This is a genomic window from Methylosinus sporium, from assembly GCF_003113265.1.
In the GTDB taxonomy this organism is placed as follows: Bacteria; Pseudomonadota; Alphaproteobacteria; order Rhizobiales; family Beijerinckiaceae; genus Methylosinus; species Methylosinus sporium.
Window position 1 is genome coordinate 1 of the sequence record NZ_PUIV01000033.1, and the last position, 25,603, is coordinate 25,603.

Below are 25,603 nucleotides of genomic sequence, written 5' to 3' on the forward strand. Positions count from 1 at the left end.
GACCCAGGTGCGCGGCCTCACCGCCACGCAGATCGGCGGTCTCTCCGCCGCCTATCTCGACGCCATCGACGCCGGAGACTTCTCCACCTCGCAGATCGCAGGCCTCGACTCGACGGCGGTCGGCAATCTCACCTCGACCCAGATCGGGGCGCTGACTGCGGCCCAGATCGGCGCGGTGTCGGCGAGCGCGATCAATTCGCTGACCACCACCGAGATCGACGCTCTGAGCAGCGCTCAGGCCGCCGGCCTCACCAGGACGCAGCTCGCCGCGCTCAGCACGACGAATTTCACTGCGCTGAACGCGACGACCGGCATTCCGTCGCTGACGACGTCGGCCATCGCCGGCCTGACGACGACGGATATCTCCGCTCTCACCACGACCCAGGGCAACGCCTTCACGACAACCCAGATTCAGGCAATGTCCGTGGCTCAAGCTATCGCGCTCGTGTCTCTCGTCGGCTGACGTCGGGGGGCGCGAGACGCGGTGACCTTCGTCACGCGTCCGCAACGGCGTTTCGGGCGAAATCGCTCGGGCGCCGCCCTCTCGAATGGACGTCGACATGCCTGCCCAGCCGAACGAATCGGAGTCCGCCCTCGCACTGTTCAAAAATGCGGTCGAAAAATCCCTCTCGCGCAAACTGAGCATCGCCGATCTATTCACCGCCGCCGCGCAGCTCAAAGCGGCGGGGCTCGATCGGCGGGCGGTCGAGCTCTACAAGCATTGGATCGCCTTCAACGTCGACGATCCCGTCATCTATGCCGCCTATTTCAACTATGCGACCGCGCTGGCCGACGCGGGCGACCGCTCCGGCGCGATCAATGCGCTGCGTGAAGCGATTCGCATCCAGCCGGATTTCCAGCCGCCTTATATCAATCTCGGCCGGCTGCTCGAAGATTCGGGCCAGGTGGGCGCGGCGGTCGCGCAATGGATGGCGCTGGTCGAGCGCGCCGCGGCCGTCAATGGCGAGTCGGTCGCGCATAAGCTGAGCGCGCTGCAGCAGACGGCGCGCGTGCTTGAGAGCCTCAATAAGGACGAGGCTGCGGAAGATGCGCTGCGGCAGATTCTCGAGATCGATCCCGAGCGGGAGGAAGTGGTCCAGCATTGGATCGCGCTGCGCCAACGCCAGTGCAAATGGCCGGTCGTGCAGCCCTCCGAGCGCGTGACCCGCGCAGATCTCGCCAATGGCATATCGTCGCTGTCCCTCGCCAATCATTGCGACGATCCGATGTTCCAGCTCGCCAAGGCGCATCATTACGAGAAGCGCGCCATCGGCCGGCCGAAGCGCCGGCTGCTCCCGGCCGAGAAAAGACGCGGCAAGGACCGGCTGCGCATCGGCTATGTCTCATCCGATCTGCGCGAGCACGCCGTCGGCTTCGCGATGACGGATGTGCTCGAATCCCATGATCGCGCGCATTTCGAGATCTACGCTTATTATTGCGGCATTGCGCGCAATGATCCGACACGCGAGCGCATCGTCGCCGCCGTCGATCGCTGGACCGACATCAATGGAATGGACGACGAAACCGCCGCGGCGAAGATCGCCGAGGACGAGATCGATGTTCTCGTCGATCTCAACGGCTACACCAAGGATGCGCGCACCAAGGTGTTCTCATTGCGCCCGGCGCCGATCATCGTCAACTGGTTCGGCTTCCCCGGCACGATGGGCAGTCCCTATCATCACTACATCATCGCCGATCCGGTGATCATCCCGGACGAATCGGAAATCTATTATTCCGAGAAGGTGGTGCGGCTGCCCTGCTATCAGCCCAATGACCGCAAGCGCGTCGTCGCGCCGAACCGGCCAACGCGCGCCGAGGCGGGATTGCCGGAGAACGCCTTCGTCTATTGCTCGCTCAATGGAATGCAGAAACTCACCGCGCTCACCTTCGATCGCTGGGCGCGCATATTGACGGCGGTTCCGGGTAGCGTGCTGTGGCTGCTCACCGGCGCGGAGCAGACCAACGCGCGCGTGCGCGAGGAGGCGAAAGCGCGCGGCGTCGCGCCGGAGCGGGTCATTTTCGCCGATAAAATGGCCAATCCGCACCATTTGGCGCGCTATCCGCTCGCCGATCTCTTCCTCGACAATTTCCCCTATGGCGCCCATACGACGGCGGCGGATGCGTTGTGGATGGGCGTGCCGATCGTCACCTTCGCCGGCCGCAGCTTCGCCTCGCGCGTCTGCGCCAGCCTAGTGCGCGCGGCGGGCGTCGGCGAGCTCGCCTGCGCCTCGGCGGAGGATTATGTCGCGCTCGCCATCGAGCTCGGCAAGGACGGGCGCAAGCTCGCCGGGGTCCGAGATCGTCTGGCGAAGGTCCGCGAAACGTCGCTGCTGTTCGACACGCCGCGCCTCGTCGGCGAGCTGGAGACTCTCTATCGCAATATGTGGAGCGATTACGAGCGCGGTGAGCTGCCGCGTCCGGATCTGCGCAATCTCGATATTTATCACGAGATCGGGCTCGATCTCGATCTCGAGAAAATAGAGCTGCTCGGCGACGCCGATTATGCGGCGCTCTATGAGCGCAAGCTCGCGGATTGGGACGCCGCCTATCCGATCGCGCCCGATGCGCGCATGTGGCGGCCGCGCTGAACGCGCGGCCATGCCCATGTCATTCGGTCATTCGGTCATAAGTCATTCGGCGAGCATTCGCTTCAAGAGCTCGATGACCTCGGACAGGCTCTTGTCCTTGGAGGCGAGATCCTCGACCTTGCGCACCGCGTGCAGCACGGTCGTATGGTCGCGTCCGCCGAAGCGCCGGCCGATCTCGGGCAGCGAGCGCAGCGTCAGCACCTTGGACAGATACATGGCGATCTGCCGCGGGCGCACGACATTGGCGGTGCGGCGCGAGGAGAGAATATCGGCGCGCGAAATATTGTAGTGGCTGGCGACGAGTTTTTGAATGTCGTCGATCTTGACGCGCTTGGGCTCGGCGCTGCGCACGAGATCGCGAATGGCGTTCTCCGCCGTTTCGACGCAGAGCGGCGCGCCGTTCAGCGTCGAATGGGCGAGCAGGCGATTGACCGCGCCTTCGAGATCGCGGCCATTGGTGACGATCGTCTTGGCGATATAGGTGACGACCGCCGGCGGCACATGGAAGCTCGGCTGCGCCTCCTGCGCGGCGGCGATGCGCGCCTCCAAAATCTTCATGCGCAATTCTTCGTCGAGCGGGCCGATGTCGACGCAAAGGCCGCCCTTGAAGCGAGACAGCACGCGCTCGTCGAGAGTCTCGAGATCGGAGGGCGGACGATCGGCGGCGACGACGACCTGCTTGCCGGCGTCGATGAGCGAGTTCAGCGTGTGGCAGAACTCCTGCTGAATCGATTTGCCTTGCAGGAATTGCACATCGTCGATGATCAGCACGTCGATGTTGCGCAGCTTCTCCTTGAAGGCGATCGACGAATGCTGCGTCAGCGCGGAGACGAAGCCGCTCATGAACTTCTCGGCGGTGAGATAGAGCACGCGGCGCTTATTGTCATTGGCCGAGCGCGCCACCGCCTGCAGCAGATGCGTCTTGCCGAGTCCGACGGCGGCATGAGTGTAGAGCGGGTTGAACAGCGGATGCTCGCCGGGACGGGCGTCGGCGACGCGACAGGCGGCGGCGTAAGCGAGTTGGTTCGAAGGGCCGACCAGAAAGGTCGAGAACGACAGACGGCGATCGAGCGGGGAGCCGCCGAAGGACTCGCCGTCGGCGCGCGCGACGGCGCGCATCGGCGCTTTGGCGGCCTGAGGCTCGAGGCGTTCGACAATGGCCGCAGCCGGCGCCGGCGACGTCTTCTCGACGGCTGCGCCGGAGGCGATTTCCGCATCACGCGGGCGAGCGCGGCGCGTCGGCGAGCGCACGTCGATGACCACATGGTCGAGCGACGAAAACTCCGCGCACAGCCGCGTGCGGATGCGATCCGCATAATGAGACTGAATCCAGCTCTTCAAGAATTTCGTCGGCACGGTCAGCAGCGCGGCGCCGTCCTTCAAGCTTTCGAGCTCCAGCCGCGCGAACCACGAATTATAGACCGCCTCGCCGAGCTCGGCGCGCAACCGCCCGCGCACGCGCTCCCATTTTTGCCGGTTCTCGATCGATAGCTCGCTGGAATTCGACTGGTCATCATTATTATCGGACATGGCTTTCTTTCGCGCAGAAGACGAGTCGAGGCGCGCCGCCTCGACAGCGTCGTCAGAGTGAAACGGATAGAGCGGTCGGTATTGATCGATATGCGCGATCGACGCTTAGGGGACGCTTACAGCCTGATCGGAGGACCCGCGGAACATTCGCCGAGGTCGAGTGGATTGCATCCATCCTTTCGACCGCGGCCTCGCGCATCATGCCGCTGCGCCGAGTCGTCGCTCGTTCTCGTGTCGGCTCGCCGCCCAAAAGCCATCACATCACCCCTACATCCGCGACGAGCGAAAGCTCGTCGCGGTCCTGATAATCGGATCTGAAGATACGCGGACAGAAACGCACCCAGCGGGAATTTTAGCCGATGCATTCATGGTGTGGTCGACGCATTCCCCAAAATGCGTCGGGCAGTCTATCGCAGAGAAGGTGTCGCTTACGGGCCTACATTCGTTCACTCACCCCTCCGAGCGACGCCGGTCCTCAGCGCCACGCCACGTTTTGAACCTACACGCCCGCTTTTGCGCACGCAACGATGGTCGAGCCGCAGAAGGCGCGGATCGACGCCGCATCGCCGCCGCAGTCACGCGTTTCGCCTGGATAAAGTCATGATTCGCCGCTCAGAAAAATTAATGGCCCGTCGAGGCGCCGACGAGCGTTCCGCGCATGAGCGCGGCGCGCGCTGCGGCAAAGAAGCCGTGTCAACCCCGGCAAGCGCTGACGGCGCAACGAGCCTTTAACGCAATTAACTGTTTTTAAACCATATACGCTGCGCACAAGAAAAGCGTGTGAAAAAAAATCTCACACTACGCAGACTAGCGGAATCGGTTTCTCCGTTCGTCGAACAATTACGCAGAACGCAAAAAAGCCCGGCGGAGCCGGGCTTTCGAAACGTGCTGTCTGGTTAAGAAAAGATCAGGCCGAAAGCGCTTTCACGCGCGCCGTCAGGCGGGACACTTTCCGCGATGCGGTATTCTTGTGAATGACGCCATGCTGCGCGGCGCGCATCACGACCGGCGCGACGCTCTTGAGCACGGCGGCCGCCGTCGCGGCGTCGCCGCTCGCGATCGCCTCCTCGACCTTGCGCACCTGCGTGCGCAGCTGGCTGCGACGCGCGCGGTTGACGGCCGTGCGCCGGGCGATCTTGCGGACGGCCTTCTTGGCCGAGCTTGTGTTGGCCATCTGTGTTCCTTCGACGGTCGAGGCGAAGGGCGGGGTCGCCGCCCAAAAAAGCAAAGCGGCCGCGAAATCGCGGCCAGTTCGCGCGCCTTATACGCGGGCCGGCCGCGCTTCGTCAATGGCCGGTCGGAACGAGCGTTCAGCGATGCTCGAATTTGGGCGAGCGCTTCTCGATGAAGGCCGTCATGCCCTCTTTCTGATCATGGGTCGCGAACAGGGAATAGAACATTCTCCGCTCGAAACGCACGCCCTCCGACAAGGGCGTCTCATAGGCGCGCTCGACCGCCTCCTTGGCCATCAGCACCGCCGGCAGCGACAGAGCGGCGATCGTCTGCGCGCTCTTCAGCGCCTCTTCCAGAAGCTTGTCCGCAGGCGCGATTCGGGCGACGAGGCCGCAGCGTTCGGCCTCCTCCGCGCCCATCAGCCGGCCGGTGAGAACGAGCTCCATCGCCTTGGATTTGCCGATGGAGCGCACCAGCCGCTGGGTGCCGCCGGAGCCGGGAATGACGCCGAGCTTGATCTCGGGCTGGCCGAATTTCGCCGTATCGGCGGCCAGGATGAAGTCGCACATCATGGCGAGCTCGCAGCCGCCGCCGAGCGCATAGCCGGCGACGGCGGCGATGACGGGCTTGCGGGCGCGCGCCACGCCGTCCCAGCGCGCCAGGAAATCGTCGAGATAGGCTTCGGCGACAGTCTTGTCGCGCAGCTCCTTTATGTCGGCGCCGGCGGCGAAGGCCTCGGCCGAGCCGGTCAGCACGACGCAGCCGATCTCGGCGTCCGCCTCGAAATGCGTCAGAGCGTCGGCGATCTCGCCGATCAGCTTCGCATTCAGCGCGTTGAGCGCGCGCGGCCGGTTCAGCCGCAGCAGAGCGACGCGTCCATGGCGCTCGATCTCGATCGTCTCGTAATCCAAGGCCGGCCTCCTGCTTTTCTCGAGCGCAGCGCAGTTCCTATTATGCGCTCGTCAAATTTCGAAGTCGCCTTCATTCGCCTCGATTTCGCCGAGACCCGCGGCGACCGCCTGCCCGTGCAGCTCGTCCAGAGTGATCGTGTCCAGCTTGGCCAGCGCCTGCCGTTCCGCCTCCGCAAAGACGGGATCGACCGCGAGCGTCAGCAGACGCGGCTCCTCGCCGTCCTGCGCCCCCTCCTCCGCGCGCAGAGCCACGCGCACGATCTCGCCGATATAGAGGCGGCGGCGCTCGCGCGCGAGCTCATAGCCGCCGGCCGGGCCGCGTACGCTCTTCAGAATGCCGGCGCGCACCATGGCTTGCAACATGCTCTCGAGATGGCGCGGCGGCAGATCGTGACGCGCCGCCAGCGCCCGCGACGACACCGGCCGCGACCGCGAATGCAGAGCAATGTCGAGCGCCGCCAGCACGGCGAGACGCGCGGGACGCGGCAGCAGGCTCATTCGGCCCCACCCCCGACCGCGTCCGTTCCGGTCGAGCCGAAGCCGCCCTCCCCGCGCGCGGTCTCCGCCAGCGCCTCGGCGCTCTCGACCAGCTCGACGCGCTCATAGCGCGCGACCACGAGCTGAGCGATGCGCATTCCGCGCGAAATCTCGAACGGATGCGCGCCGAAATTCACCAGCAGAACCTTCACCTCGCCGCGATAATCGCAATCGATGGTGCCGGGCGCATTGAGCACGCCGACGCCGAATTCCAGCGCCAGGCCGGAGCGCGGCCGCACTTGCGCCTCGAAACCGGGCGGCAGAGCGATGGTGAGGCCCGTCGGCACCAGATCGCGCGCGCCCGGCTCGAGCACGAGCTTGCCACCCGGCGCGAGCGCGGCGCAGAGATCGAGTCCGGCCGCGCCTTCGCTGGCATGAGCCGGGAGGGGAAGGCCTTCGCCATGCGGAAGGCGGCGGACGGCGATCTTGGTCTTCGCGATCTCGGTCTTGGCGCTCTTGTTCATGGCGTTCCCCCGGCCGCGAGGCTTTCGCAAATATACGCGACGAGCCGCGCCGCGACCTCGTCCTTGCCGAGCCGCGGCCAAGATTGCACGCCCGTGCGCGTGACGAGATGAACCTCATTGCTGTCCGCGCCGAAAACCCCGGCGCCGACGTCATTGGCGACGATGAGATCGCAACCTTTGCGCGCTAGCTTTTCTTGCGCATGGGCGAGCACGTCGCGCGTCTCCGCCGCAAAGCCGACGACCAGCGCCGGCCGCCCCGCGCCCCTTTGCGCGACGCGCGCGAGAATGTCAGGATTCTCGCGCAGCGCGAGCGTCGGCGGCGCGCCCGAGGCGCTTTTCTTGATTTTGTCGGCGGAGGGTTCGACGCGCCAATCGGCGACCGCGGCGGCGCCGATGAAAATATCGGCCGGCAACGCCGCCTCCACCGCCGCGAGCATTTGCTGCGCCGTCTCGACATGGCGCGTGGCGACGCCCTGCGGATCGGCGATCTCGACCGGACCGCTCACCAGAGTGACGCGCGCGCCGCCGCGCGCCGCCGCCGCGGCGATGGCGTGGCCCTGCTTGCCGGAGGAGCGGTTGGAGAGAAAACGCGCCGGATCGATCGGCTCGCGCGTCGGCCCGGAGGTGACGAGCACATGACGTCCGGCGAGCGGCCCCGGCGCAGCGCCGGGAAGCGGCAAGCGCGTGTCCACCCGCAGCGCCGCCTCTATCGCGGCGACAATGGCGAGCGGCTCCGCCATGCGGCCGGGGCCATATTCGCCGCAGGCCATCTCGCCCTCGTCGGGACCGACGAACAGCGCGCCGTCGCCGCGCAAGATCGCGACATTGCGCTGCGTCGCCGGATGCAACCACATGCGCAGATTCATCGCCGGCGCGACCAGCGTCCGCTTATCCGTGGCGAGCAGGAGCGTCGTCGCCAGATCATCGGCGAGCCCCTGCGCCATGCGCGCCAGAAGATGCGCCGTCGCCGGCGCGACGACGACGAGATCGACCTCGCGCGAGAGCCTTATATGGCCCATCTCCTGTTCATCGGTGAGCGAGAAGAGGTCCTCATAGACACGCTCGCCGGTGAGGCTGGCGAAGGAGAGCGGCGTGACGAAGCGCGCCGCCGCCGCGGTGAGGACCGCGCGCACCGCGGCGCCGCGCTCGCGCAGTCGGCGCACCAGATCGAGCGCCTTATAGGCGGCGACGCCGCCGCCGACGACGAGCAGAATGCGCTTGCCCGAAAGGCTCTGTGGATCGGAAAAGACCACGCGACGGCTCCGCTGGCGATGGAAGGGCGGCAGAATACTCTTTTTCGCGCCGGCCCGGAAAGGGCGCGGGCCATCGAAGCCGTATCCGGTCGCGACGCCTTGGTCTATATTCGCGAGCGCCCGCGCGAGGGAAGGGATGTCGGACTATTTGGACAAGGTGAATCGCATTTTGATCTCGGCCGATCTCCTCGGCGAGGTCGTCGACATGCTGCGCGCGCCGCCGGCGGAGGAGGGCTCAGCCTCGGGCTCGCGCTCCGCCCGCCTGTTCGAGCTGCTCGAGCGCCGCGGCCTGTCCGACACGGCCGATGTCGTCGCCGTCGCCATAGATTTGCGCGTCACCGCTCTGCTGCGGCTGCAGAGCCTCGGCGCGCTTCGCGGCTGGACCAGCCCCGGCGACCTCGGCGTCGATCTCGCCCACCCCGATCTGCTTCGGGCCGCCGCCGCGGAGCCGCTGATCGAGACGGCCGACGGCGAGGCGGGGTTCGATGCGGCGAGCTTCCGCCTGCGGCTGCTCGCCGGGGCGGCGGTCTCTGGACGGGCGTGAGCGTTCGCGTTTCCCGCTCATCGCCCATGCCGGACGCGCGGATCGAGGCGCTTCTTCTCCCCGCGAAGACGAAAAGCGATGAAAGCGTCGTCGCCGCCGATGGAAAGATTTTCTCTGACGTCTTCTATCGCATGACCTTCGCGCGCAGCGGCTCAGCCGAAGATTGATGAGCCATGCTCATAACCCCATGCCGATTTTTGTCATAACCAACAGAAAACAAAGCCGTTACCTTGTGCGCGTTCGGTTCGGTCCGGCCGACGCCCTCGGGGCCGACGCCTCACATTGAAGAAGCGCCTATGCGAATGAAGCTTTTTCTCGGACGGCCTCGATTGGCCGTGACAATTCTCGGCGCGACGGCTCTCGCGCTCTACGCATTCGGTCTCGGCGGCGCGAGACCCACACAGACGACAGAAGCGCCCAAGCCGCGCGTGACGGCGTCCAAGCCGACCGTCAAGACGATCGTCGAATGGGACCGATACACCGGGAGATTCAGCGCAGTGGAGAGCGTGCAGCTGCGCGCGCGCGTGAGCGGCTATCTGACCGATATTCATTTCACCGACGGCCAGCTGGTGAAAGAAGGAGACCTGCTGTTCACGATCGATCGCCGTCCCTTCGAATTGGCCGTGTCCGCCGCGGAGGCGGAACGCAGAGTCGCGGAATCGGCGGTCGCGCTCGCGCGTCAGGAGCTCTCGCGCGCGCAATCCTTGCGAAAAATCGGGGTCGCCGAAGAAGTCTACGAGCAGCGGCTGGCCGCTCTTCGACAGGCCGAGGCGCGTCTCGCGGCCGCAGGAGCCGCTCTGGATCGCGCCAAGCTCGATCTCGAATTCACCAATGTCCGGGCGCCCGTCGCCGGTCGCATCGACGCTCATGCCGTCAGTGTCGGAAACCTCGTCAATGGCGGCGATTCGAATGCGACGCTTCTCACCGATATCGTCTCTCTCGATCCGATCCGCATCACATTCGACGTCGATCAGGAGGCCTATCTGCGATACATGCATGGAGGATCGGACGGCGGACGGCCGAGCCTGCGCGACGCTCGAAATTCGGTGCGCATCGCGCTGTCGGGAGATGCGGACTTCACCCGTTCGGGAGAGCTGGATTTCGTCGCCAACCAGATCGATCGCGACAGCGCCACGATCCGGCTGCGCGCCATCGTCGATAATAAGGATCTCTCTCTCGTTCCGGGCCTTTTCGCCAGAATCGAGATCGCAGGAACCGGCGCGCATCGCGCGGTGATGATCCCGGACGAGGCGATCTCCGTCGATCAAGCGTCGCATGTCGTATTCGTCGTGGACCGCGGAAATGCGGAGCGGAGGACGGTCACGCTCGGACCGATCGTCGATGGTCTGCGCGTCGTGCGAAGCGGAGTCGGCCCAGACGATCTCGTCGTGACCTCGGGCTCGCAGAACATACGGGCGGGGCAAGCCGTCGCAATTCTCGAAGCAGCGCCATCGGCCGTCTCGAAACGAGCCGACGCAGGCGGGAGGACCCTCTCACAATGAATCTCGGGCGCTTTTTCATCGATCGTCCCGTCTTCGCGATCGCCTTGTCGATCGCTCTGCTGATCATCGGCGGCGTTTCGGCGAGCCGATTGCCGATCTCGCAATATCCCGAGGTGATTCCGCCGACCGTGACGGTGACGGCGCAATATCCGGGCGCCAGCGCGCAAACCATCGCCGAGACCGTCGCGACGCCGATCGAGCAAGAGGTGAATGGCGTCGACGACATGATCTACATGCAGTCGCAATCGACCAGGGACGGCCGTTTCAGCCTCACCGTCACCTTTCGAACCGGCGCGAATCTCGACAAGGCGCAAGTGCTGGTTCAAAATCGCGTCGCGCTCGCCGAGCCGCGCTTGCCGGACGTCGTGCGCCGGATCGGCGTGAGCGTGAACAAGAATGCGCCCGACTTCCTGCTCGTCGTGCAGATGATCTCGCCGGATCGCAGCCGCGACGCCCTCTATCTGTCGAATTATGCGGCGCAGCAGGTCGTCCCCGTGCTTCGCCGGCTTCCGGGCGTCGGCAGCGCCGAAATCCTCGCCGAGCGCGAATATGCGATGCGCATCTGGCTCGACCCCGACAAAATCGCCGAGCTCGGACTGTCGGTCGGCGATGTCGTCGAAGCGTTGCGGTCTCAGAACGCCCAGGTGGCGAGCGGCGCTCTGGCGCAGCCCCCCATTCCGGGCGACCGGGCCTTTCAGCCTTCGATCTCCGTGCAGGGACGCTTCAAGGAGCCGACGGCCTTCGAGCAGATGATCGTCAAGCGCGGCGTCGACGGGCGCATCGTGCGCGTGAAGGACATAGGGCGAGCCGAGCTCGGCGCCCGCGAATATGGAACCAACGCCTATATCAACGACACGGCGGCGACGGCGATGCTCGTCTACCAGCGGCCGGGAACCAATGCGCTCGAAGCCTCGCAGGATGTGCAGAGCACGATGCGGCGGCTCGGCGCCACGATGCCGTCCGGCGTCGATTATATGATGACCTATAATCCGACCGAATTCTTCGTCCGAACGTCGATCGAAGCGCTCCAGCATACGATCTTCGAGGCCATCGTCCTCGTCGTCCTCGTCGTGCTGCTGTTCCTTCAGAGCGCCCGCTCCACGATCATTCCGCTGCTGGCGATACCGGTGTCGCTGATCGGAACTTTCGCGGTCATGGCGGCCCTCGGCTACACGATAAACACATTGACGCTGTTCGCGCTCGTGCTCGCCGTCGGCATAGTGGTCGACGACGCCATCGTCGTCGTCGAAAATGTCGAGCGCTATCTGCGCGAAGGGCTCTCGGCGAGAGAAGCGGCGCGCAAGACGATGGACGAGGTCGGCGGCGCGCTGATCTCGATCGCGCTCGTGCTCGTCTCGGTCTTCGTTCCGACCATGTTCCTCGACGGAATAACCGGGCAGTTCTTTCGCCAATTCGCTGTCGTCATCGCCGTCGCGACCGTCATTTCGGCCTTCAACTCCCTCACGCTCAGCCCTGCGCTCTCCGGTCTTTTCCTCCGGCGTCACGACGCCGTCCATCGGCCGGAAACGCTTCTCGCGAGAGTGACGACGCCGATCGTCGACGGATTCAATCGCTTCTTCGACGCGCTCTCCGAAAGCTATTCGGCGATCATTCGGCGCGTCGTCGAACGCATGACGATGATGCTGATTCTCTATGGCGCTCTGGTCGTGGCGGCGGTCTTCATATTTTCGATCGTCCCCCGCGGCTTCGTGCCCGTCGCCGACCAGGGCTATCTGATCGCCATAGCCGAGCTTCCCGCCGGCTCCTCCCTGCAGCGCACCGATGCGATCGTGCGCGAGATGGGCGCGCGCGCGCGCGGCATTCCGGGAGTCGGATGGGCGCATATGTTCCCCGGCCGTTCCGTCGCGACGGGAACCCAGAGCTCGAGCGCCGGCGTCGTATTCGTTCAGCTCGAGGCGTTCGACAAGCGCTATGACGGATCGAAATCCGCGGCGGCCGTCAGGGCGGAGCTCGAGAAGCGTTACGCCGACATCACCGGAGCGCAAATCACGATCATCTCGCCTGCGACGATCCGAGGCATCGGATCGTCGGGCGGCTTCTCGCTGCGCGTTCAAGACATGGACAGTCGCGGCTCGGCGCGTCTCGCCGCCGTCACGCTCGATCTGGTGGCGGCGCTCAAAGCCGATGCACGCATTCAATTCGCTTTTTCGCCGTTCCGAGCGTCCGCGCCGGAGTTCTATCTCGATATCGACAGAACCAAGGCGGAGATGCTCGGCGTCCCGACATCGCGCGTCCACGACACTCTGGAGGCCTATCTCGGCAGCGCCTATGTCAATGACTTCAATTTGTCGGGGCGCACCTATCAGGTGATCGCCCAGGCGGAAGGCGCGAGCCGGCTCGACCCGGAGCAGATCGGGTCGCTGAAAGTGAGAAGCGACGCCGGCGCGATGGTCCCGCTGGGCTCGATCGCGAGCTTTCGCGCCAGAAGCGTTCCCGATCGCGTTCCGCGCTACAATCTCTATCCGACCGCCGAAGTGATCGGAGCGGCGCTGCCGACGATAAGCTCGGGAAGCGCCTTGTCGATCGTCGAAGACATCGCGGAGCGAACGCTGCCGAGCGGCTACACGATCGCCTGGACGGAGCTGTCCTATCAGGAGCGACTGGCCGCCGGCGGCGGCGGCCTCTTCGTCCTCAGCGTCATATTCGTCTTCCTCGTGCTCGCCGCTCAATATGAGAGCTGGCTCTTGCCGCTTTCCGTTATTCTGATCGTGCCTATGTGCCTGCTGTCCGCGATCATCGGCGTGATGTCGATGGGGCAGGACAATAATGTCTTCACGCAAGTGGGATTGATCGTGCTCGTCGGTCTCGCCGCCAAGAACGCCATTCTCATCGTGGAGTTCGCGCGGGACCTCGAGGCGCAAGGCCTATCGTCGACCGAGGCGGTGGTTCGCGCGTGCCGCCTGCGGCTGCGACCGATATTGATGACGTCTCTCGCCTTCATCCTCGGCGTCGCGCCGCTCATGATGGCCAAGGGCGCCGGCGCAGAATTGCGCCACGCGATCGGAACCGCCGTCTTTTTCGGGATGTTGGGCGTGACGCTCTTCGGATTGCTGTTCACTCCGGTGTTCTATGTCGCGATCCGCGCGGCGGCGCGCCGTCTCCCGCGGCCGCGCTCGTCTAGCGAAGCAACGACCGTCGCGTGAAGAAGACGGCGCTCTCGCGGCGCCGTCCTCGCCCGGCGACAGATCGCCGGGCGAAACAGCTCGACTGATGGACGACCTCATTGCAATCGCGCAACGCCTCGAAGCGCGCCGAGACCTTCGCTCCGCCGATATTGCAACAGTTCCAACGACCGCGCGATTCTATTGACTTGAAACGCCGGCTCCATGAGCTTGGCGAACGGAACGGGTGATCGCTCTGCGATCTCGCGAAAGCTCCAGAAGCGCGCGCTTGCGAGGCAAACATGATTTGGGCGGAATTTCTCGGCGTCGCGGCCCTGCTCATCGGCTGCGCCGCGCCTCTGCGCGCGCAGGCGAGCTGCTTCGACGATCTCACGGCGCGGCAGGTCTGTCTGGACCGTCCGGCCGAACGCGTCGTCACCATTCCAATGCCTTCCGCCTCCACATTCATCGCCGTGGACGGCGCGGCGCAGCGGCTCGTCGGAATGCATCCCGCCTCGAAGCGCGCGATCGACGAAGGGCTGCTCGGACGCATATTCCCGCAGGCGCGCGCGATCGACGCATCGATCGCGGGAGCGGGTTCCGACGGATTCATGCCCAATGTCGAGACGCTCGCTCGGCTCGACCCGGACATCGTGGTGCAATGGGGCGATCGCGGCGACGACATCGTCGGTCCCTTGCGCAACGCCGGCCTCACGGCGGCGCTGCTGCGCTATGGGACAGAGCCGTTCGCGCGCGGCAATCTCACGCTGATGGGCGACATCGCCGGCAAGCCGGAGCGCGCGAAGGAGCTCATCGCCTGGCGAGACGCGACGATCGCCGATATAGAGAAGGCGGCGCGCGACATCCGCGACGGAAGACGCCTGAAGGTCGTCTTTCTGCAGCGCGCCGCGAGCGGTCTCGCGGCCGCCGGCGCGAACAGCTACAACGACTTCTGCATCCGCTTGGTCGGCGGCGTGAACGCCGCGGCCGAGCTCGTGGGCGCGGGCGCGGTCAATGCGGAGCAGATCGCGCAATGGGATCCGGATGTGATCCTGCTCAATAGCTTCGAGGAGCAGCTCGCGCCCGCGCGCATCTATGACGACGCGATCTTGTCGGCGACGCGCGCCGCGCGCGAGCGGCGTGTCTACAAAATGCCGATCGGCGGCTATCGCTGGGATCCGCCGAGCCAGGAGAGCCCGTTGACCTGGATGTGGCTCGCGGATATCCTTTATCCAGGGGCGTTCCACTTTGATTTGCGCGCCGAGATCGCGCGCGCCTATCGCCTGCTCTACGGATTCTCGCCGTCCGACTCGGACATGGACGAGATATTGCGCATTCGCACGAATGGCGACGCGCGCCATTACGAGCGCTTCGCCACGAGCGCGACGCGATGAGCCTCGCGACCACGACCGACGAGACGCCACAGAGACGCGCGATTCCGCGCTGGGCCGGCGCGCTCGCCATCCTCACGCTGCTTCTCGCGGCTGCGCTGACCGCGCTCTGCGTCGGACGCTTCCAGATCGCGCCGCTGAAGGCCATCGCCATATTGCTGTCTCGCGTCGCGCCCCTATCCGCGGATTGGAGCGTGATGGACGAGCGCATCATTCTTCTCGTGCGCGCGCCGCGCGTGCTGCTCGCCGCGCTCTGCGGAGCGGGGCTAGCGGCCGGCGGCGCCGCGCTTCAGGGCGTATTCCGCAATCCGCTCGTCGCGCCGCAAATTCTCGGCGTGTCGCCGGGCGCGGCCTTCGGCGGCGCGCTCGCCATCTCGCTCGGCCTCGACGGATTCGCGCTCATCGGCGCCGCGTTCGGCTTCGGCGCCTTCGCGCTATTGCTGGTCGGATGCCTCGCGCGCGTCGAGGGACGCAGCGACACTGTGATGCTGGTGCTGACCGGCGTCGTCATCGGCGCCCTATTCGCCGCATTGGTCTCTCTGCTGCAATTCGTCGCCGACCCCAACAGCTCGTTGCCGGCGATCATTTTCTGGCTGATGGGCAGCTTCTCGGCCGCGACCTGGGCGCGCGTCGGCGTCGCAGCGCCCGGCGTGCTCATCGGCATGGCGACTCTGTGGCTGCTGCGCTTTCGCATCGATGTTCTCTCGCTCGGCGAGGAGGAGGCGCGCGCGCTCGGCCTGCCGGTCGAGCGTGACCGCTGGCTCGTCTTCGCCGCGGTCGCGCTGATCGAGGGCGCCGCCGTCGCCGTCGCCGGCGTGGTCGGTTGGGTCGGACTCGTCGTGCCGCACGCCGCACGTCTGCTGGTCGGCGCGGATCAGCGCGCCCTGCTGCCGGTTTCGGCCGCGCTCGGCGCCGCCTATCTGCTCCTCGTCGATAGTCTGGCGCGCAGCGTCACCGCCGCGGAAATTCCGCTCGGCGTCATCACCGCGCTGATGGGCGCCCCAGCCTTCGCCGCCCTGCTCCGCCAAACGCGCCGCAAGGAGCTCGGCGCATGATCGGCCTCGACAAGGCCGGCGTGCGGCGGGGCCCCCGCTGGATATTCAGCGACGTCTCCTTCCGGCTCGAGACGGGCCGCATTCTCGCCGTGCTCGGCCCGAACGGACGCGGCAAGACCACGCTCATCAAGGCGCTCGCAGGCCTCGTTCCGCTTTCTGCGGGACGCCGCATCGCGCCGCCCGTCATCGGCTATGTGTCGCAGTCGATCGGCGCCGACATTCCCTATCGCGCGCTCGATGTCGTGGTGATGGGTCGAGCGCTCGGCCTCGGCCTGTTCGGCGCGCCTGGAGCCACCGATTATCGCGCCGCACACGCGGCGTTGGAGCTCGTCGGCGCCCGCGATTTCGCCGAACGGCCATTCGATCGTCTCTCCGGCGGCGAGCGGCAAATCGTGCTGCTCGCCCGCGCGCTCGCCACCGGCTCGCCCGCACTCGTCCTCGACGAGCCCGCCTCGGCGCTCGATCTCGCCAATCAGGATCGCCTGCTCCGTGTGCTGAAAGACGTGAAGCGCCAGGGACGCCACGCCATATTGTTCTCGACGCATCTGCCGCAACATGCGCTGAGCGTGTCCGACGAGGCGCTGCTCATGCTGAGCGCGTCGGAACATGCGATCGGGCCGACGACGACCGCGCTGAACGAAGGCGATCTGACTCGACTCTATGGCCTGGCGGTGCGGCGCGTCACGCTCGACCTCGACGGGAGCGCGCCCATCGACACCGTCGTGCCGCTCTTCGCTGGAGCCGCGCCATGACCAACGCCGGAGGCGAAATTCTGCTCGTGCTGAGCGGCGACGGGCCGGCGCCCAAATCTTTCGACGCGCCGCTCGCTTCGAGCGCGCTCGCCTGCGTGCGGCAGACGGAGCTCGCCGACGCCCGCCTATCGGCGGCGCGCGGCGTCGTCACGACGATGCATCTCGACCAGATCGAGTTCGCGCGCCGCGCCGAGGCGCTCGAGACTTTCTTCGATCGGGGCGGACGAATGGCCTTCATGGGCCATCTCGCGCGGCCCTTCCTGCCGGAGCTCTCGCCTTTCGTTCCGCTCGGCGCCGGGCGCCGCGACGATTTCGCACTGGTCGCGCTCGGCGATCATTTCGTCTTCGACGGCCTCGACCGCGCGCGGTTGGAGACTCGGCGCGGCGTCGCCGGCTTCTACGGCCGCGGACACGCGCCGATCCCGTCCGGCGGCCGCGCGCTCACCGGGGTCGGCCCGCAGGCGGCGCCGATCAATTGGATCTGGGAGCGGCCCGCGGGCGGCGCGATTCTGATGCACGCGGGCAATGATCTCTGGACCGTCTGCGATGAGCCGAGCGTCAATGCCGCGCTGGCCGAGCGCATCGTCGCCTGGTGCGTGGGAGCGACGGCATGAATCGCATTCTCGCCATTCATCCAGGCGCCGCCTATCACTGCGAAACTCTGGAGGCGCCGCGCTATGCGCATCTCTTCGACGCACTCGCCCGGCCGGAGGAACTCGGCGTCGTCGATCTGACGCGCTTCGACATCGTTCTCGCGCCATGCCGAACGCCCGCGAGCCGGCTCGCGCCGCATCGCGCGCGTCTCAACGCCTATCTGGACGCCGGCGGCGCGATCGTGGCTATGGGCGAGACCGATCAGCATTTGTGGCTGCCATCGATCCGCTTCACCAGCGTTCCGACCAATTATTGGTGGTGGCTCGAGCCCGGCGCGAGCCTCGGCCTGTCGATCGCCGATCCTGCCCATCCGCTGTTCGCGCGCATCGGCGCGAGCGATATCGCCTGGCATTTGCACGGCGTCTTCGCGCCGCCAGAAGGCGCGCGCTCGCTCATCGACGACGCCGAGGGACGCTCTGTTCTCTACGTCGATGCGGCGACGACGAAGGGGCGCATTCTGGCGACGAGCCTCGATCCTTTCTATCACCACGGATCGCATTTCATGCCGGCGGCGACGCGCTTTCTCGATGGCTTCCTGCCCTGGCTGAAAGAGGAGTTCTGAATCGATGACCGATGATACGCTGACGGTGCTCGATCACGGCGAACCGATCGCGATCTCCTTTGCGGATATTCTCAAATATCATGGGCGCAGCTTCATCGGCGGCGCGGCGCATGGCTTCAAGGCGATGCAGCGCGCCTTTCCGCTGCTCTGCGCCGACGGTCGGCCAGAGCGCTACGAGCTGACGATCGCCACCGCCTTTCCGGGCCCCGGCGGCCGCGACGCGATCGAGATGACGACCCGCGCCTTCACCGGCGGACGCTACACGGTGGATCTCGACCTCGGCGGCCCAGACGTCATCGAGAGTCCGCGCGGCCGCTACTTCTTCCGCTTCTCCTATCGCGACGCGAGCGTCGACGTGACATTGCGCGAGGGCGTGGTGCGCGCGGAATTCATCGAGCTCTCCCGCCGCGGCGCCGTGACGCCGCAGGAAAGAGAGCGGCTCGAATGGCTGAAGCAGGACATGGCCGAACGCCTGATGAGCCTGCCTCCGGAAGAGGCCTATGACACGGTGGCGCCCGCAATTTTGTGATCGACTCGGACAAAGCGAGGTCAAAAAAGAAGGCGGGCCCGACGACCCGCCTTCTTTCGTTCGGTCGGTCTCTCTTTTTTAGAATTCATGCGTGAGCTTGATCACGAAATTGCGTCCGGGCTCGAGCAAAGGATTCGTGACGCTGCGGCCATAGGAGACATTGGCGAAAGTCGCAGCATCCACATAAGCCGTGTCGAACACATTCTCGAGGCCGATACTGAGCCGCGTGTCGCCGAGCCGCGGCGAGACCAGCACGCCGAGATCGACGCTCGAATAAAGATTCAGCGTCACATAGCCGGACGTCCTATATTCCTGCGTCGTGTCGATGCGCGTCTTGGCGGCGGCGGCGTTGAGGACCGCCTGCAGCGAATAGCCGGCTCCGGGCGGCGCGATCTGAGCGCCGAAGCGCGCGCGGAACGGCGCGATATAAGGCAGGGGCCGCCCGGTCGTCGTATTCGTGCCTTCGAGCACGGTGAAATTACCGAAAAAGCCGAGCTCCGGCGTCGCCTGCCAGCGTCCTTCGAGCTCCACGCCGTCGATCTCGGCGCGGCCCACATTCTGGCTCTGCGTGTAGGTGGACGCGCCCATATATGTCACCGACTGCGTTTGCAGGAGGTTTTGATAGACGCTGTGGAATCCCGTGATGCTCGCCGTCGCCTCCGCGACATGGAGCCGAAGGCCGCCTTCATAGGTCACGCCGGTCTCCGGCTGCAGATTGGGATTCGGCAATGAGGTGGCCGTCGAATTGAACAGCTCGGCGTTGGTGGGGTGGCGGAAGGCCGTGGAGACATTGCCGACGACGTCGAGAGCGGGCGTGACGCGCAGCACGGCGCCGATGCTGCCCGTCGGCGCCAGCCGATCGGTGTCGCTATTGGCGATATAGGCGGGCAGCAGCGCGGAGGAGGCCAGCGGCGACAGACGCGTGCGTGTGTTGAAGTAATCGAGCCGCCCCCCAGCGGAAATGGTGATCGCTTCGATGGGCGTCCATTCGTGCAGCATGAAAATGCCGCCATTCGTCTGGAACGACTCCGGTACGGATTGCGTGAGCGGCGAATATTTCAGCGCCGTCACCACGCCGTTGGACAGCGTCGCGGTGACAGAAGTTCCGAGACTGCCGGGACGCCGCTCGTAGAAGGCGTCGCCGCCGAATTTCGAGACCACCGAGCCCAGGCGGTCGATCGACCAGGGCGCGACGGCGAGCACGCGTCCGCCGAAAACGATCGGCCCGATCACATGGCTGTCCGAAAATACCGTCTGCCGCGCGCTGGTCGTGTTGATCGTCGCGAGATGCGTGTCGAAATAGTTCACATAGGCGGACGCTTCGACATGGGAAATGAGGCCGCCGGCGAAATCGCCGGAATAAGAGAGACGGCCCATCAGCAGCTCATTGGGGCTCTGCCGCACATTGAGGAACGGATATCCCGGCGCGCCGCCGACGCCGCCGGCGCGCCCGTCGGTCTCGACATAGCCGCGGAAGCTCGCCTCAAAATGCTGATCCGCAGTCGGCGAATAGCCGAGCGTGAAATTGCCGCCGATGCTCCGATAATCGCCGTTGCGCGCTTCCCCCATCGGCGTCTGGTAAGAGAGCCCCTTGCGCCCCGCCAATCCGCCCCGCACGGAGAATCCGTCGCCGGCGCCCTCGACCCATCCATAGCTATTGAGGGAGGTCGCCGCGCTTCCATAGCCGAAGGAGGCGCCGCCGCGTCGGAATTGGAACGGCCCTTCGACATTGCTCGACGTCTGTCTGGTGACGACATTCACGAGGCCGGTGAGCGCGTCGCTGCCATAGAGCACGGAAGCCGGCCCGCGGATCACCTCGACCTGCTCTATCTCCTCCGGCGCGAAATAATTCAGCTGCAGCGTGTTGCGTCCATGCAGGCGATCGCCGTCGACATAGAGCGGCGAGCGCATGGTGTTGGAGCTGAACCCGCGCAGATAGATTTGTCCGCCGATTCCACCGGCGCGGGCGATGGCGACGCCCGGCGCCTGCGCGAGTATCTCCATCAGACCCGTCGGGTTGGTGAGCTCGATCTGCTGCCGATCGACGACGGAGATCGTCTGCGTGATCTGCTTCAGGCTCTGCGCCTCTGCGGGCGCTGGCCCCATAGGACCGACGATCGCCTTTCGCGATTTTCCATCGCCGTCTTTCGCCGGCTGCGCCGAAATATCGATCACGGGCAAAGCCTCCTGCGCCAGAGCCGAGGCGGAGGCAAGCGACAGCAGAGCCGCCGTCACGGCTGTCGAGGACACTCGAATAGAGCGCGACATGAGATCTCCTTGCTCAACTGAATCTGATAGCGACGATTACGTGCCGCAGAGGAGTCGAACAAGTTCAGTGGCGTGTAATCATTCCAGCAAAGGCCCATATCTCCCGTCGATTGGAAATGTTCGCGCATATTTGCGCTTCAGGCGTGTGATCCGAGCGCGCCGCGCGCGACTTCGAGACTCTATGCCGTCAATGCGGCGCCGCCGTCGACGACGATGTCCTGCATGACGATGTGGCTCGCGAGATCCGACGCCAGAAAGGCGATGACATTGGCGATCTCCTGCGGCGTCGCGATCTTGCCGAGCGGAACGCCGAGCTTGAAAGTCTCGGGATTGCCGGCAATGACGCGCTGCTCGGCGTCCGGCGCGCGCCACATGGAGCGCTGCATGGGCGTATCGGTCGAGCCGGGAGAGACGAGATTGCAGCGCACCCCGAAGGGCGCGAGCTCCAGCGCGACGCAATGCGTCAGGCTGGCGAGCGCGGCTTTCGACGCGCAATAGGCCGCCATCGACAGGCGCGGAACATGCGCCGCATTGGAGCCGACCGTCACCACGGCGCCGGAGCGCTGGCGCTTGAATTGAGCGATCGTGTGGCGGAGCAGATGAAAGGCGCCCGAGACATTGACGTCGAAAGAGGCGCGCCAATCCTCGAGGCTCACCTCCTCCGTCGCGCCGAGCCGCAGAATTCCCGCCGCGTTGACGAGCACATCCAGCCGTCCCGATTCGTCCAGCAGATGCGCGCAGGCGCGCTCCGCCTGCGCGTGATCGGCGATATCGACGATGAGCGTGCGAAAGGGATAGCGCGCTTCGGCGAACGCTTTGTCCAGCCCGACGACATTCGCGCCGAGCGCGACGAATGTCGTCGCAGCGCAAAGGCCGATCCCCTGCCCCGCGCCCGTCACCCAGACGCGCTTGCCCGTGAAATCCATCTGCAGACCCAGCGCCGAATTCATCTCGCGCCTCCTTTCCCGACGATGATCGTCACGCCGCGGAGAGCTTGCGCTCGATCAGCGCCCACCAGCCTTCGAGCGTCGGATTGTCGGCGAGGTCGACGAAGCCGACATCGACGCCGAGCTTGCGCCATTCCGTCACCAGCGTCATGACGCGTACCGAATCGAGACCGTAATTGATTAGATTTTCATTGGGATCGAAAATCTCCCCATCGAGGGAAATGAGCGTTCGCACGCGCGCCTCCACCGCTGCGCGCGTCAGCGGCGACGCGGGCGCGCGGATCAACGCATCCGTTCCGACGACGCCGCCGCAGCGGCCGGCGACATATCGCAAGGTCATGTCGTGGTCCTCCGGCGAAAAATCGGCGATGGCGTCGCCGACGACGAAGGTCTCGAAATCGCGCATGAAGGCGTCGAGCGCCGTCGCGAGGCATCCGATATGCCCATAGACGCCGCAGATCACCAGCTGATCGCGGCCCCACTCTCTGATCATCGTTTCGAGCGGCGAACGCTGGAAGGCGCTGTAGCGCCATTTCACGAGCACCGTATCGTCGCTGTCAGGCGACAGCGCCGCGGCTATGTCCTTCAGCTGCGGATGCGCGTTCAGCCCCGGCCCCCACATATCGTTCAGCAGGCCGCGATCCTTCGGGCTCTGGTCGATCGGCTGGGCCGTGTAGACGACCGGAACGCCGCGCGATTTGCAGAAGGCGCGCAGCGCCGCGATATTGGCGACGAGCTGCGCGACGAGCGGACTCTCCTCGCCGAAGAAATGCAGGAAATAATCCTGCATGTCGTGAATGAGCAGCACCGCGCGGTTCGGCGCGAAGGTCCAGCCGACCTTGTTCTTCGGGAAATCCTCGGGCCGCGGCAGGGGATAGGTCGGAAGCCGGGGAATGGCCATTGTCGTTTCCTCTTCGAGTGTCAATGCGCCGGTCTGCTCGCGACGAGATCGCGCAGCGCGCGCTTGTCGATCTTGCCGGCGGCGGTGACCGGCAGCCGCTCGAGAAATTCGAATCGATCCGGCAGCTTGAATTCCGCGACGCCGAGCGCGCGCAAATGCTTGCGCAACGCGAGCGGCCGCACATCGCCGCGCGCCACGACACAGGCGCAGCTCTTCTCGCCCATCAGCGCGTCGGGTGTCGCGACCAGCGCGGCGTCGGCGATTTGGGCGTGGGTCAGCAGCAGATTCTCGAGCTCCTCGGCCGCAAATTTCTCGCCGCCGCGATTGATCTGATCCTTCTTGCGCCCGACGACTTGAATATGTCCCGTCTCGGTCATGCGCACGAGATCGCCGGAGCGATAGAAGCCCTCGGCGTCGAAGGCGCGCGCGTTCTCCTCGGCGGCGCGGTGATAGCCGCGGAACGTATAGGGTCCGCGCGTCAGCAATTCGCCGATCTCGCCGGAGCCGACGGGCGCGCCCTGCGGATCAACGATCTTCACCTCGTCATCCTCGCACATGGGCCGTCCCTGCGTCGTGAAGATCGTCTCCTCGTCATCGTCGAGGCGCGTATAGTTCACCAGCCCTTCGGCCATGCCGAACACTTGCTGCAAGCGGCAGCCGAGCGTCGCGGGAATGCGCCGCGCGACCGTTTCGCCGAGCCGTGCGCCGCCGACCTGCAGCAGGCGCAGGCTCGAAAGCGGCGCCTCGTCGGCCGCGGCCTCCAGCCAGAGCATGGCGATCGGCGGCGCGACGGCGGCGATGTCGACGCCATGGCGGCGGATGAGATCGAAGCAGACGGATGGGCTCGGGTCCGGCGCCAGCACGACCGTTCCGCCCATGTGAAACACGCCGAGCGCGCCCGGCGAGCTGAGCGGAAAATTATGCGGCGCCGGCAACGCGCAGAGATAGCGGCTCTTCTCTGTCAGCCCGCAAATCTCCGCGCTGCGGCGCAGGCTGTAGTAATAATCGTCATGCGTGCGCGGGATGAGCTTTGGCGCTCCCGTGCTGCCGCCCGACAATTGCAGAAAGGCGACCTCTCCCGGCGCGGAGCCGCGCAACTCGCTGGCCGAGACGTCGTAGCGACGCTCAGCGAAAGGCGCGAGGCTTTCCGCATAAGACGTCTCGCCGAGAATCTGCACGACGCGCAGCGCCGGAATGGCGATCTGCAAGGCTTCGACATAAGCGCCATTCGCGAACAGCGGATGGCGCGCGCAAGCGATGAGCAGGGCGGGCCGTATCTGCTCCGCATAGGCCGACAGCTCGAGGCGATTATGGCTGAACAGCGCATTGACTGGCACGACGCCGATTTTCAGCAGAGCGAAGAACACCGCGTAGAATTCGGCGACATTCGGGAGTTGCACGAGCGCCGTGTCGCCGGCGCGCAGGCCCTGGCGCGAGAAGCCTATGGCGAGGCTCGTCGACCATGCGTCGAGCTCTGCGTAGCTGAAGCGGCGCTCGCCGCAGATGATCGCCGTGGCGTCGGGGGCGATCTCCAGCCGCTTCGTGAGGAGAACGGTCAGAGGCTCGCCGCGCCAATAGCCTTTCTCGCGATAGCGGCGCACGAGATCTTCGGGCCAGGGAGTGAAATCGACGCTCATTGCACGATCCCCCGCTCGACGCCGAAAGCGCGCAGCATGGTGGCGAGCTTGGCTTCGGTCTCCGCCCATTCGGCGCGCGGATCGGAGGCCTCGACGATCCCCGCTCCGGCGAACAGGCGCACGACCATCTCGTTCACCGTGCCGCAACGAATGGCGATCGCCCATTCGCCGTCGCCGCTCTCATCGCACCAGCCGACGATTCCGGCGAAGAATCCGCGATCGAAAGGCTCCAGCCGCTCGATCAACATGCGCGCCTGCGCGGTCGGCGACCCGCATATGGCCGGCGTCGGATGCAGCAGGCTCGCGAGCTGCAGAGCGGAGAGACGCCCGTCGGCGAGCTCGCCGGAGATAGCGGTGGAAAGATGCCACATGGTCGGCGTGTTCATCAGCGCCGGCTCGTCCGGAATGCGCAGCTCGGCGCAGAGCGGCTCGAGCAGACGGCGGATTTCGTCGATCACCAGCCTATGCTCGAAATTGTCCTTGCTCGATTGCAGGAGACAACGCCCGACGTGCGCGTCCTCTTCCGGTTCTGCGACGCGCTTCGCCGAGCCCGCCAATGGATTGGAGCGGATGGAGCCGCCGATCTTGCGGATCAGCAACTCGGGGCTCGCGCCGAGCAGAACGCCGCCGTCGGGCAGCGGCGCGTGGAAATGATAGCCGGCGGGATTCTGCCGCCGCAGAATTTCGAGAATCGCGACGGCGTCGACGCGCTCGGCGAATTCGATCTCGAGAATGCGCGACAGCACCGCCTTGCGCGCATGGCCGTCACGAAAATTGGCGACGGCCTGGGCGACGGCCTCCTCGAAACCGCTCTGTCCCGGCACGCTGCGATACCAGAGCGCGGGAACACTGGCCTTCGCCTCTGGCGCGCTCGTCGCCATGCGCGGCGCGCTGATGCGATGCGTCTTCGGCGCGAAAAGGAAGGAGGGCTGACGCGAGTCGAAGGGGATCGCGCCGACGACGATCGGGTTGTCCTGTCCCGCGCGACGCGCTCTCGCCAGCGCAGCGTCGACCGCCGCCTGCAGAACGCTGTCTGCGCCCCCGCCGCCGACGGCGGGCGTGCGTATTCGCTCGAAAACGCCATAGGCCTCTATGGCGAAATGGGGCGAGCTGAACAGAAACGACGGCTTTTCGGCCTGCGTCGAAATCTCTCTAGAAGGTCTCTCTGCGACAATCGCGTCCATCGGAGCGCTCCTTTGTGGACGAATGAAAATCGGTCGAGCGGGACGCGCGCTCCCGGCCGCAGCGGCGGACGCCGTCGCGTTTGGAAAGAAAAGCGGTCC

At 65.7% G+C, this 25,603-nt stretch carries 22 protein-coding genes; 11 read left to right on the top strand and 11 right to left on the bottom strand.

The features are described 5' to 3' along the window. Both C5689_RS18430 and C5689_RS15755 read left to right on the top strand, forming a co-directional pair. The coding region (locus tag C5689_RS18430) for a hypothetical protein (protein ID WP_158271820.1) at window positions 1-463 on the top strand (463 nt) is incomplete at its 5' end. Window positions 464-560: 97 nt separating this feature from the next. Continuing rightward, window positions 561-2,588: an O-linked N-acetylglucosamine transferase, SPINDLY family protein gene (locus C5689_RS15755; RefSeq protein ID WP_174800281.1), complete on the top strand. Its 2,028-nt coding sequence runs from the start codon at window positions 561-563 to the stop codon at window positions 2,586-2,588. A gap of 42 nt (window positions 2,589-2,630) precedes the next feature. On the opposite strand, the gene dnaA is transcribed toward C5689_RS15755, so the two are convergent. The 6 genes from dnaA to coaBC all read right to left on the bottom strand — a co-directional run bounded on the left by dnaA (window position 2,631) and on the right by coaBC (window position 8,456). Further along, a complete protein-coding gene (gene dnaA, locus C5689_RS15760) occupies window positions 2,631-4,118 on the bottom strand; it encodes a chromosomal replication initiator protein DnaA (protein ID WP_108918211.1) in 1,488 nt (495 codons plus the stop codon). 907 nt (window positions 4,119-5,025) lie between these two features. After that, window positions 5,026-5,292, bottom strand: a complete 267-nt coding sequence (gene rpsT, locus C5689_RS15765) for a 30S ribosomal protein S20 (protein ID WP_108918235.1) — start codon at window positions 5,290-5,292, stop codon at window positions 5,026-5,028. 136 nt (window positions 5,293-5,428) lie between these two features. Further along, window positions 5,429-6,202 carry an enoyl-CoA hydratase gene (locus C5689_RS15770; protein WP_108918212.1) on the bottom strand — a complete coding sequence of 258 codons (774 nt, stop codon included), beginning with the start codon at window positions 6,200-6,202 and terminating at the stop codon, window positions 5,429-5,431. Window positions 6,203-6,253: 51 nt separating this feature from the next. Beyond that, window positions 6,254-6,700, bottom strand: coding sequence for an RrF2 family transcriptional regulator (locus tag C5689_RS15775; protein ID WP_108918213.1), 447 nt, complete (start codon window positions 6,698-6,700; stop codon window positions 6,254-6,256). Beyond that, a complete protein-coding gene (gene dut, locus C5689_RS15780) occupies window positions 6,697-7,203 on the bottom strand; it encodes a dUTP diphosphatase (protein WP_108918214.1) in 507 nt (168 codons plus the stop codon). The genes C5689_RS15775 and dut overlap by 4 nt, the downstream gene beginning before the upstream one ends. After that, window positions 7,200-8,456 (bottom strand): bifunctional phosphopantothenoylcysteine decarboxylase/phosphopantothenate--cysteine ligase CoaBC, encoded by a 1,257-nt coding sequence (gene coaBC, locus C5689_RS15785; protein WP_108918215.1) that lies wholly within the window; start codon window positions 8,454-8,456, stop codon window positions 7,200-7,202. Before coaBC ends, dut begins: the two co-directional genes overlap by 4 nt. 136 nt (window positions 8,457-8,592) lie before the next feature. On the opposite strand from coaBC, the gene C5689_RS15790 reads away from it, so the two are divergent. From C5689_RS15790 to C5689_RS15830, 9 genes are all read left to right on the top strand, one after another. After that, window positions 8,593-9,000, top strand: coding sequence for a hypothetical protein (locus C5689_RS15790; protein ID WP_108918216.1), 408 nt, complete (start codon window positions 8,593-8,595; stop codon window positions 8,998-9,000). A gap of 335 nt (window positions 9,001-9,335) precedes the next feature. Further along, on the top strand, window positions 9,336-10,502 hold the full coding sequence (locus C5689_RS15795) for an efflux RND transporter periplasmic adaptor subunit (protein ID WP_244594750.1): 1,167 nt from the start codon (window positions 9,336-9,338) through the stop codon (window positions 10,500-10,502). Beyond that, window positions 10,499-13,666 (top strand): efflux RND transporter permease subunit, encoded by a 3,168-nt coding sequence (locus tag C5689_RS15800; RefSeq protein WP_108918218.1) that lies wholly within the window; start codon window positions 10,499-10,501, stop codon window positions 13,664-13,666. The genes C5689_RS15795 and C5689_RS15800 overlap by 4 nt, the downstream gene beginning before the upstream one ends. A gap of 260 nt (window positions 13,667-13,926) precedes the next feature. Further along, complete coding sequence (locus C5689_RS15805; RefSeq protein WP_108918219.1) at window positions 13,927-15,018, top strand: ABC transporter substrate-binding protein; 1,092 nt, start codon at window positions 13,927-13,929, stop codon at window positions 15,016-15,018. After that, the gene (locus C5689_RS15810) at window positions 15,015-16,070 is read left to right on the top strand and encodes a FecCD family ABC transporter permease (RefSeq protein ID WP_108918220.1); all 1,056 of its coding nucleotides are present in this window, start codon (window positions 15,015-15,017) and stop codon (window positions 16,068-16,070) included. The genes C5689_RS15805 and C5689_RS15810 overlap by 4 nt, the downstream gene beginning before the upstream one ends. Beyond that, the gene (locus C5689_RS15815; RefSeq protein WP_108918221.1) at window positions 16,067-16,822 is read left to right on the top strand and encodes an ABC transporter ATP-binding protein; all 756 of its coding nucleotides are present in this window, start codon (window positions 16,067-16,069) and stop codon (window positions 16,820-16,822) included. Before C5689_RS15810 ends, C5689_RS15815 begins: the two co-directional genes overlap by 4 nt. Continuing rightward, a complete protein-coding gene (locus tag C5689_RS15820; protein WP_108918222.1) occupies window positions 16,819-17,436 on the top strand; it encodes a hypothetical protein in 618 nt (205 codons plus the stop codon). The genes C5689_RS15815 and C5689_RS15820 overlap by 4 nt, the downstream gene beginning before the upstream one ends. Then, window positions 17,433-18,038 carry a hypothetical protein gene (locus C5689_RS15825; RefSeq protein ID WP_108918223.1) on the top strand — a complete coding sequence of 202 codons (606 nt, stop codon included), beginning with the start codon at window positions 17,433-17,435 and terminating at the stop codon, window positions 18,036-18,038. Before C5689_RS15820 ends, C5689_RS15825 begins: the two co-directional genes overlap by 4 nt. A gap of 4 nt (window positions 18,039-18,042) precedes the next feature. Then, window positions 18,043-18,567 (top strand): hypothetical protein, encoded by a 525-nt coding sequence (locus tag C5689_RS15830; RefSeq protein ID WP_108918224.1) that lies wholly within the window; start codon window positions 18,043-18,045, stop codon window positions 18,565-18,567. 78 nt (window positions 18,568-18,645) lie between these two features. On the opposite strand, the gene C5689_RS15835 is transcribed toward C5689_RS15830, so the two are convergent. The 5 genes from C5689_RS15835 to C5689_RS15855 form a co-directional block, all read right to left on the bottom strand. Further along, complete coding sequence (locus tag C5689_RS15835) at window positions 18,646-20,835, bottom strand: TonB-dependent receptor (protein ID WP_108918225.1); 2,190 nt, start codon at window positions 20,833-20,835, stop codon at window positions 18,646-18,648. 179 nt (window positions 20,836-21,014) lie between these two features. Beyond that, the gene (gene dhbA / locus C5689_RS15840; protein ID WP_244594747.1) at window positions 21,015-21,785 is read right to left on the bottom strand and encodes a 2,3-dihydro-2,3-dihydroxybenzoate dehydrogenase; all 771 of its coding nucleotides are present in this window, start codon (window positions 21,783-21,785) and stop codon (window positions 21,015-21,017) included. A gap of 28 nt (window positions 21,786-21,813) precedes the next feature. Further along, window positions 21,814-22,683 (bottom strand): isochorismatase family protein, encoded by an 870-nt coding sequence (locus C5689_RS15845; RefSeq protein ID WP_108918226.1) that lies wholly within the window; start codon window positions 22,681-22,683, stop codon window positions 21,814-21,816. A 20-nt stretch (window positions 22,684-22,703) separates the two neighbouring features. Then, window positions 22,704-24,320 carry a (2,3-dihydroxybenzoyl)adenylate synthase gene (locus tag C5689_RS15850; RefSeq protein WP_108918227.1) on the bottom strand — a complete coding sequence of 539 codons (1,617 nt, stop codon included), beginning with the start codon at window positions 24,318-24,320 and terminating at the stop codon, window positions 22,704-22,706. Next, window positions 24,317-25,504, bottom strand: coding sequence for an isochorismate synthase (locus C5689_RS15855; RefSeq protein ID WP_108918228.1), 1,188 nt, complete (start codon window positions 25,502-25,504; stop codon window positions 24,317-24,319). The genes C5689_RS15850 and C5689_RS15855 overlap by 4 nt, the downstream gene beginning before the upstream one ends. Window positions 25,505-25,603 lie beyond the last annotated feature (99 nt).

Coding starts and splice junctions, on each gene's coding strand:
- C5689_RS15755 (WP_174800281.1), top strand. CDS start 561: ATGCCTGCCCAGCCGAACGAATCGGAGTCCGCCCTCGCACTGTTCAAA.
- dnaA (WP_108918211.1), bottom strand. CDS start 4,118: ATGTCCGATAATAATGATGACCAGTCGAATTCCAGCGAGCTATCGATC.
- rpsT (WP_108918235.1), bottom strand. CDS start 5,292: ATGGCCAACACAAGCTCGGCCAAGAAGGCCGTCCGCAAGATCGCCCGG.
- C5689_RS15775 (WP_108918213.1), bottom strand. CDS start 6,700: ATGAGCCTGCTGCCGCGTCCCGCGCGTCTCGCCGTGCTGGCGGCGCTC.
- dut (WP_108918214.1), bottom strand. CDS start 7,203: ATGAACAAGAGCGCCAAGACCGAGATCGCGAAGACCAAGATCGCCGTC.
- C5689_RS15790 (WP_108918216.1), top strand. CDS start 8,593: ATGTCGGACTATTTGGACAAGGTGAATCGCATTTTGATCTCGGCCGAT.
- C5689_RS15800 (WP_108918218.1), top strand. CDS start 10,499: ATGAATCTCGGGCGCTTTTTCATCGATCGTCCCGTCTTCGCGATCGCC.
- C5689_RS15805 (WP_108918219.1), top strand. CDS start 13,927: ATGATTTGGGCGGAATTTCTCGGCGTCGCGGCCCTGCTCATCGGCTGC.
- C5689_RS15810 (WP_108918220.1), top strand. CDS start 15,015: ATGAGCCTCGCGACCACGACCGACGAGACGCCACAGAGACGCGCGATT.
- C5689_RS15815 (WP_108918221.1), top strand. CDS start 16,067: ATGATCGGCCTCGACAAGGCCGGCGTGCGGCGGGGCCCCCGCTGGATA.
- C5689_RS15820 (WP_108918222.1), top strand. CDS start 16,819: ATGACCAACGCCGGAGGCGAAATTCTGCTCGTGCTGAGCGGCGACGGG.
- C5689_RS15825 (WP_108918223.1), top strand. CDS start 17,433: ATGAATCGCATTCTCGCCATTCATCCAGGCGCCGCCTATCACTGCGAA.
- C5689_RS15830 (WP_108918224.1), top strand. CDS start 18,043: ATGACCGATGATACGCTGACGGTGCTCGATCACGGCGAACCGATCGCG.
- C5689_RS15835 (WP_108918225.1), bottom strand. CDS start 20,835: ATGTCGCGCTCTATTCGAGTGTCCTCGACAGCCGTGACGGCGGCTCTG.
- dhbA (WP_244594747.1), bottom strand. CDS start 21,785: ATGAATTCGGCGCTGGGTCTGCAGATGGATTTCACGGGCAAGCGCGTC.
- C5689_RS15845 (WP_108918226.1), bottom strand. CDS start 22,683: ATGGCCATTCCCCGGCTTCCGACCTATCCCCTGCCGCGGCCCGAGGAT.
- C5689_RS15850 (WP_108918227.1), bottom strand. CDS start 24,320: ATGAGCGTCGATTTCACTCCCTGGCCCGAAGATCTCGTGCGCCGCTAT.
- C5689_RS15855 (WP_108918228.1), bottom strand. CDS start 25,504: ATGGACGCGATTGTCGCAGAGAGACCTTCTAGAGAGATTTCGACGCAG.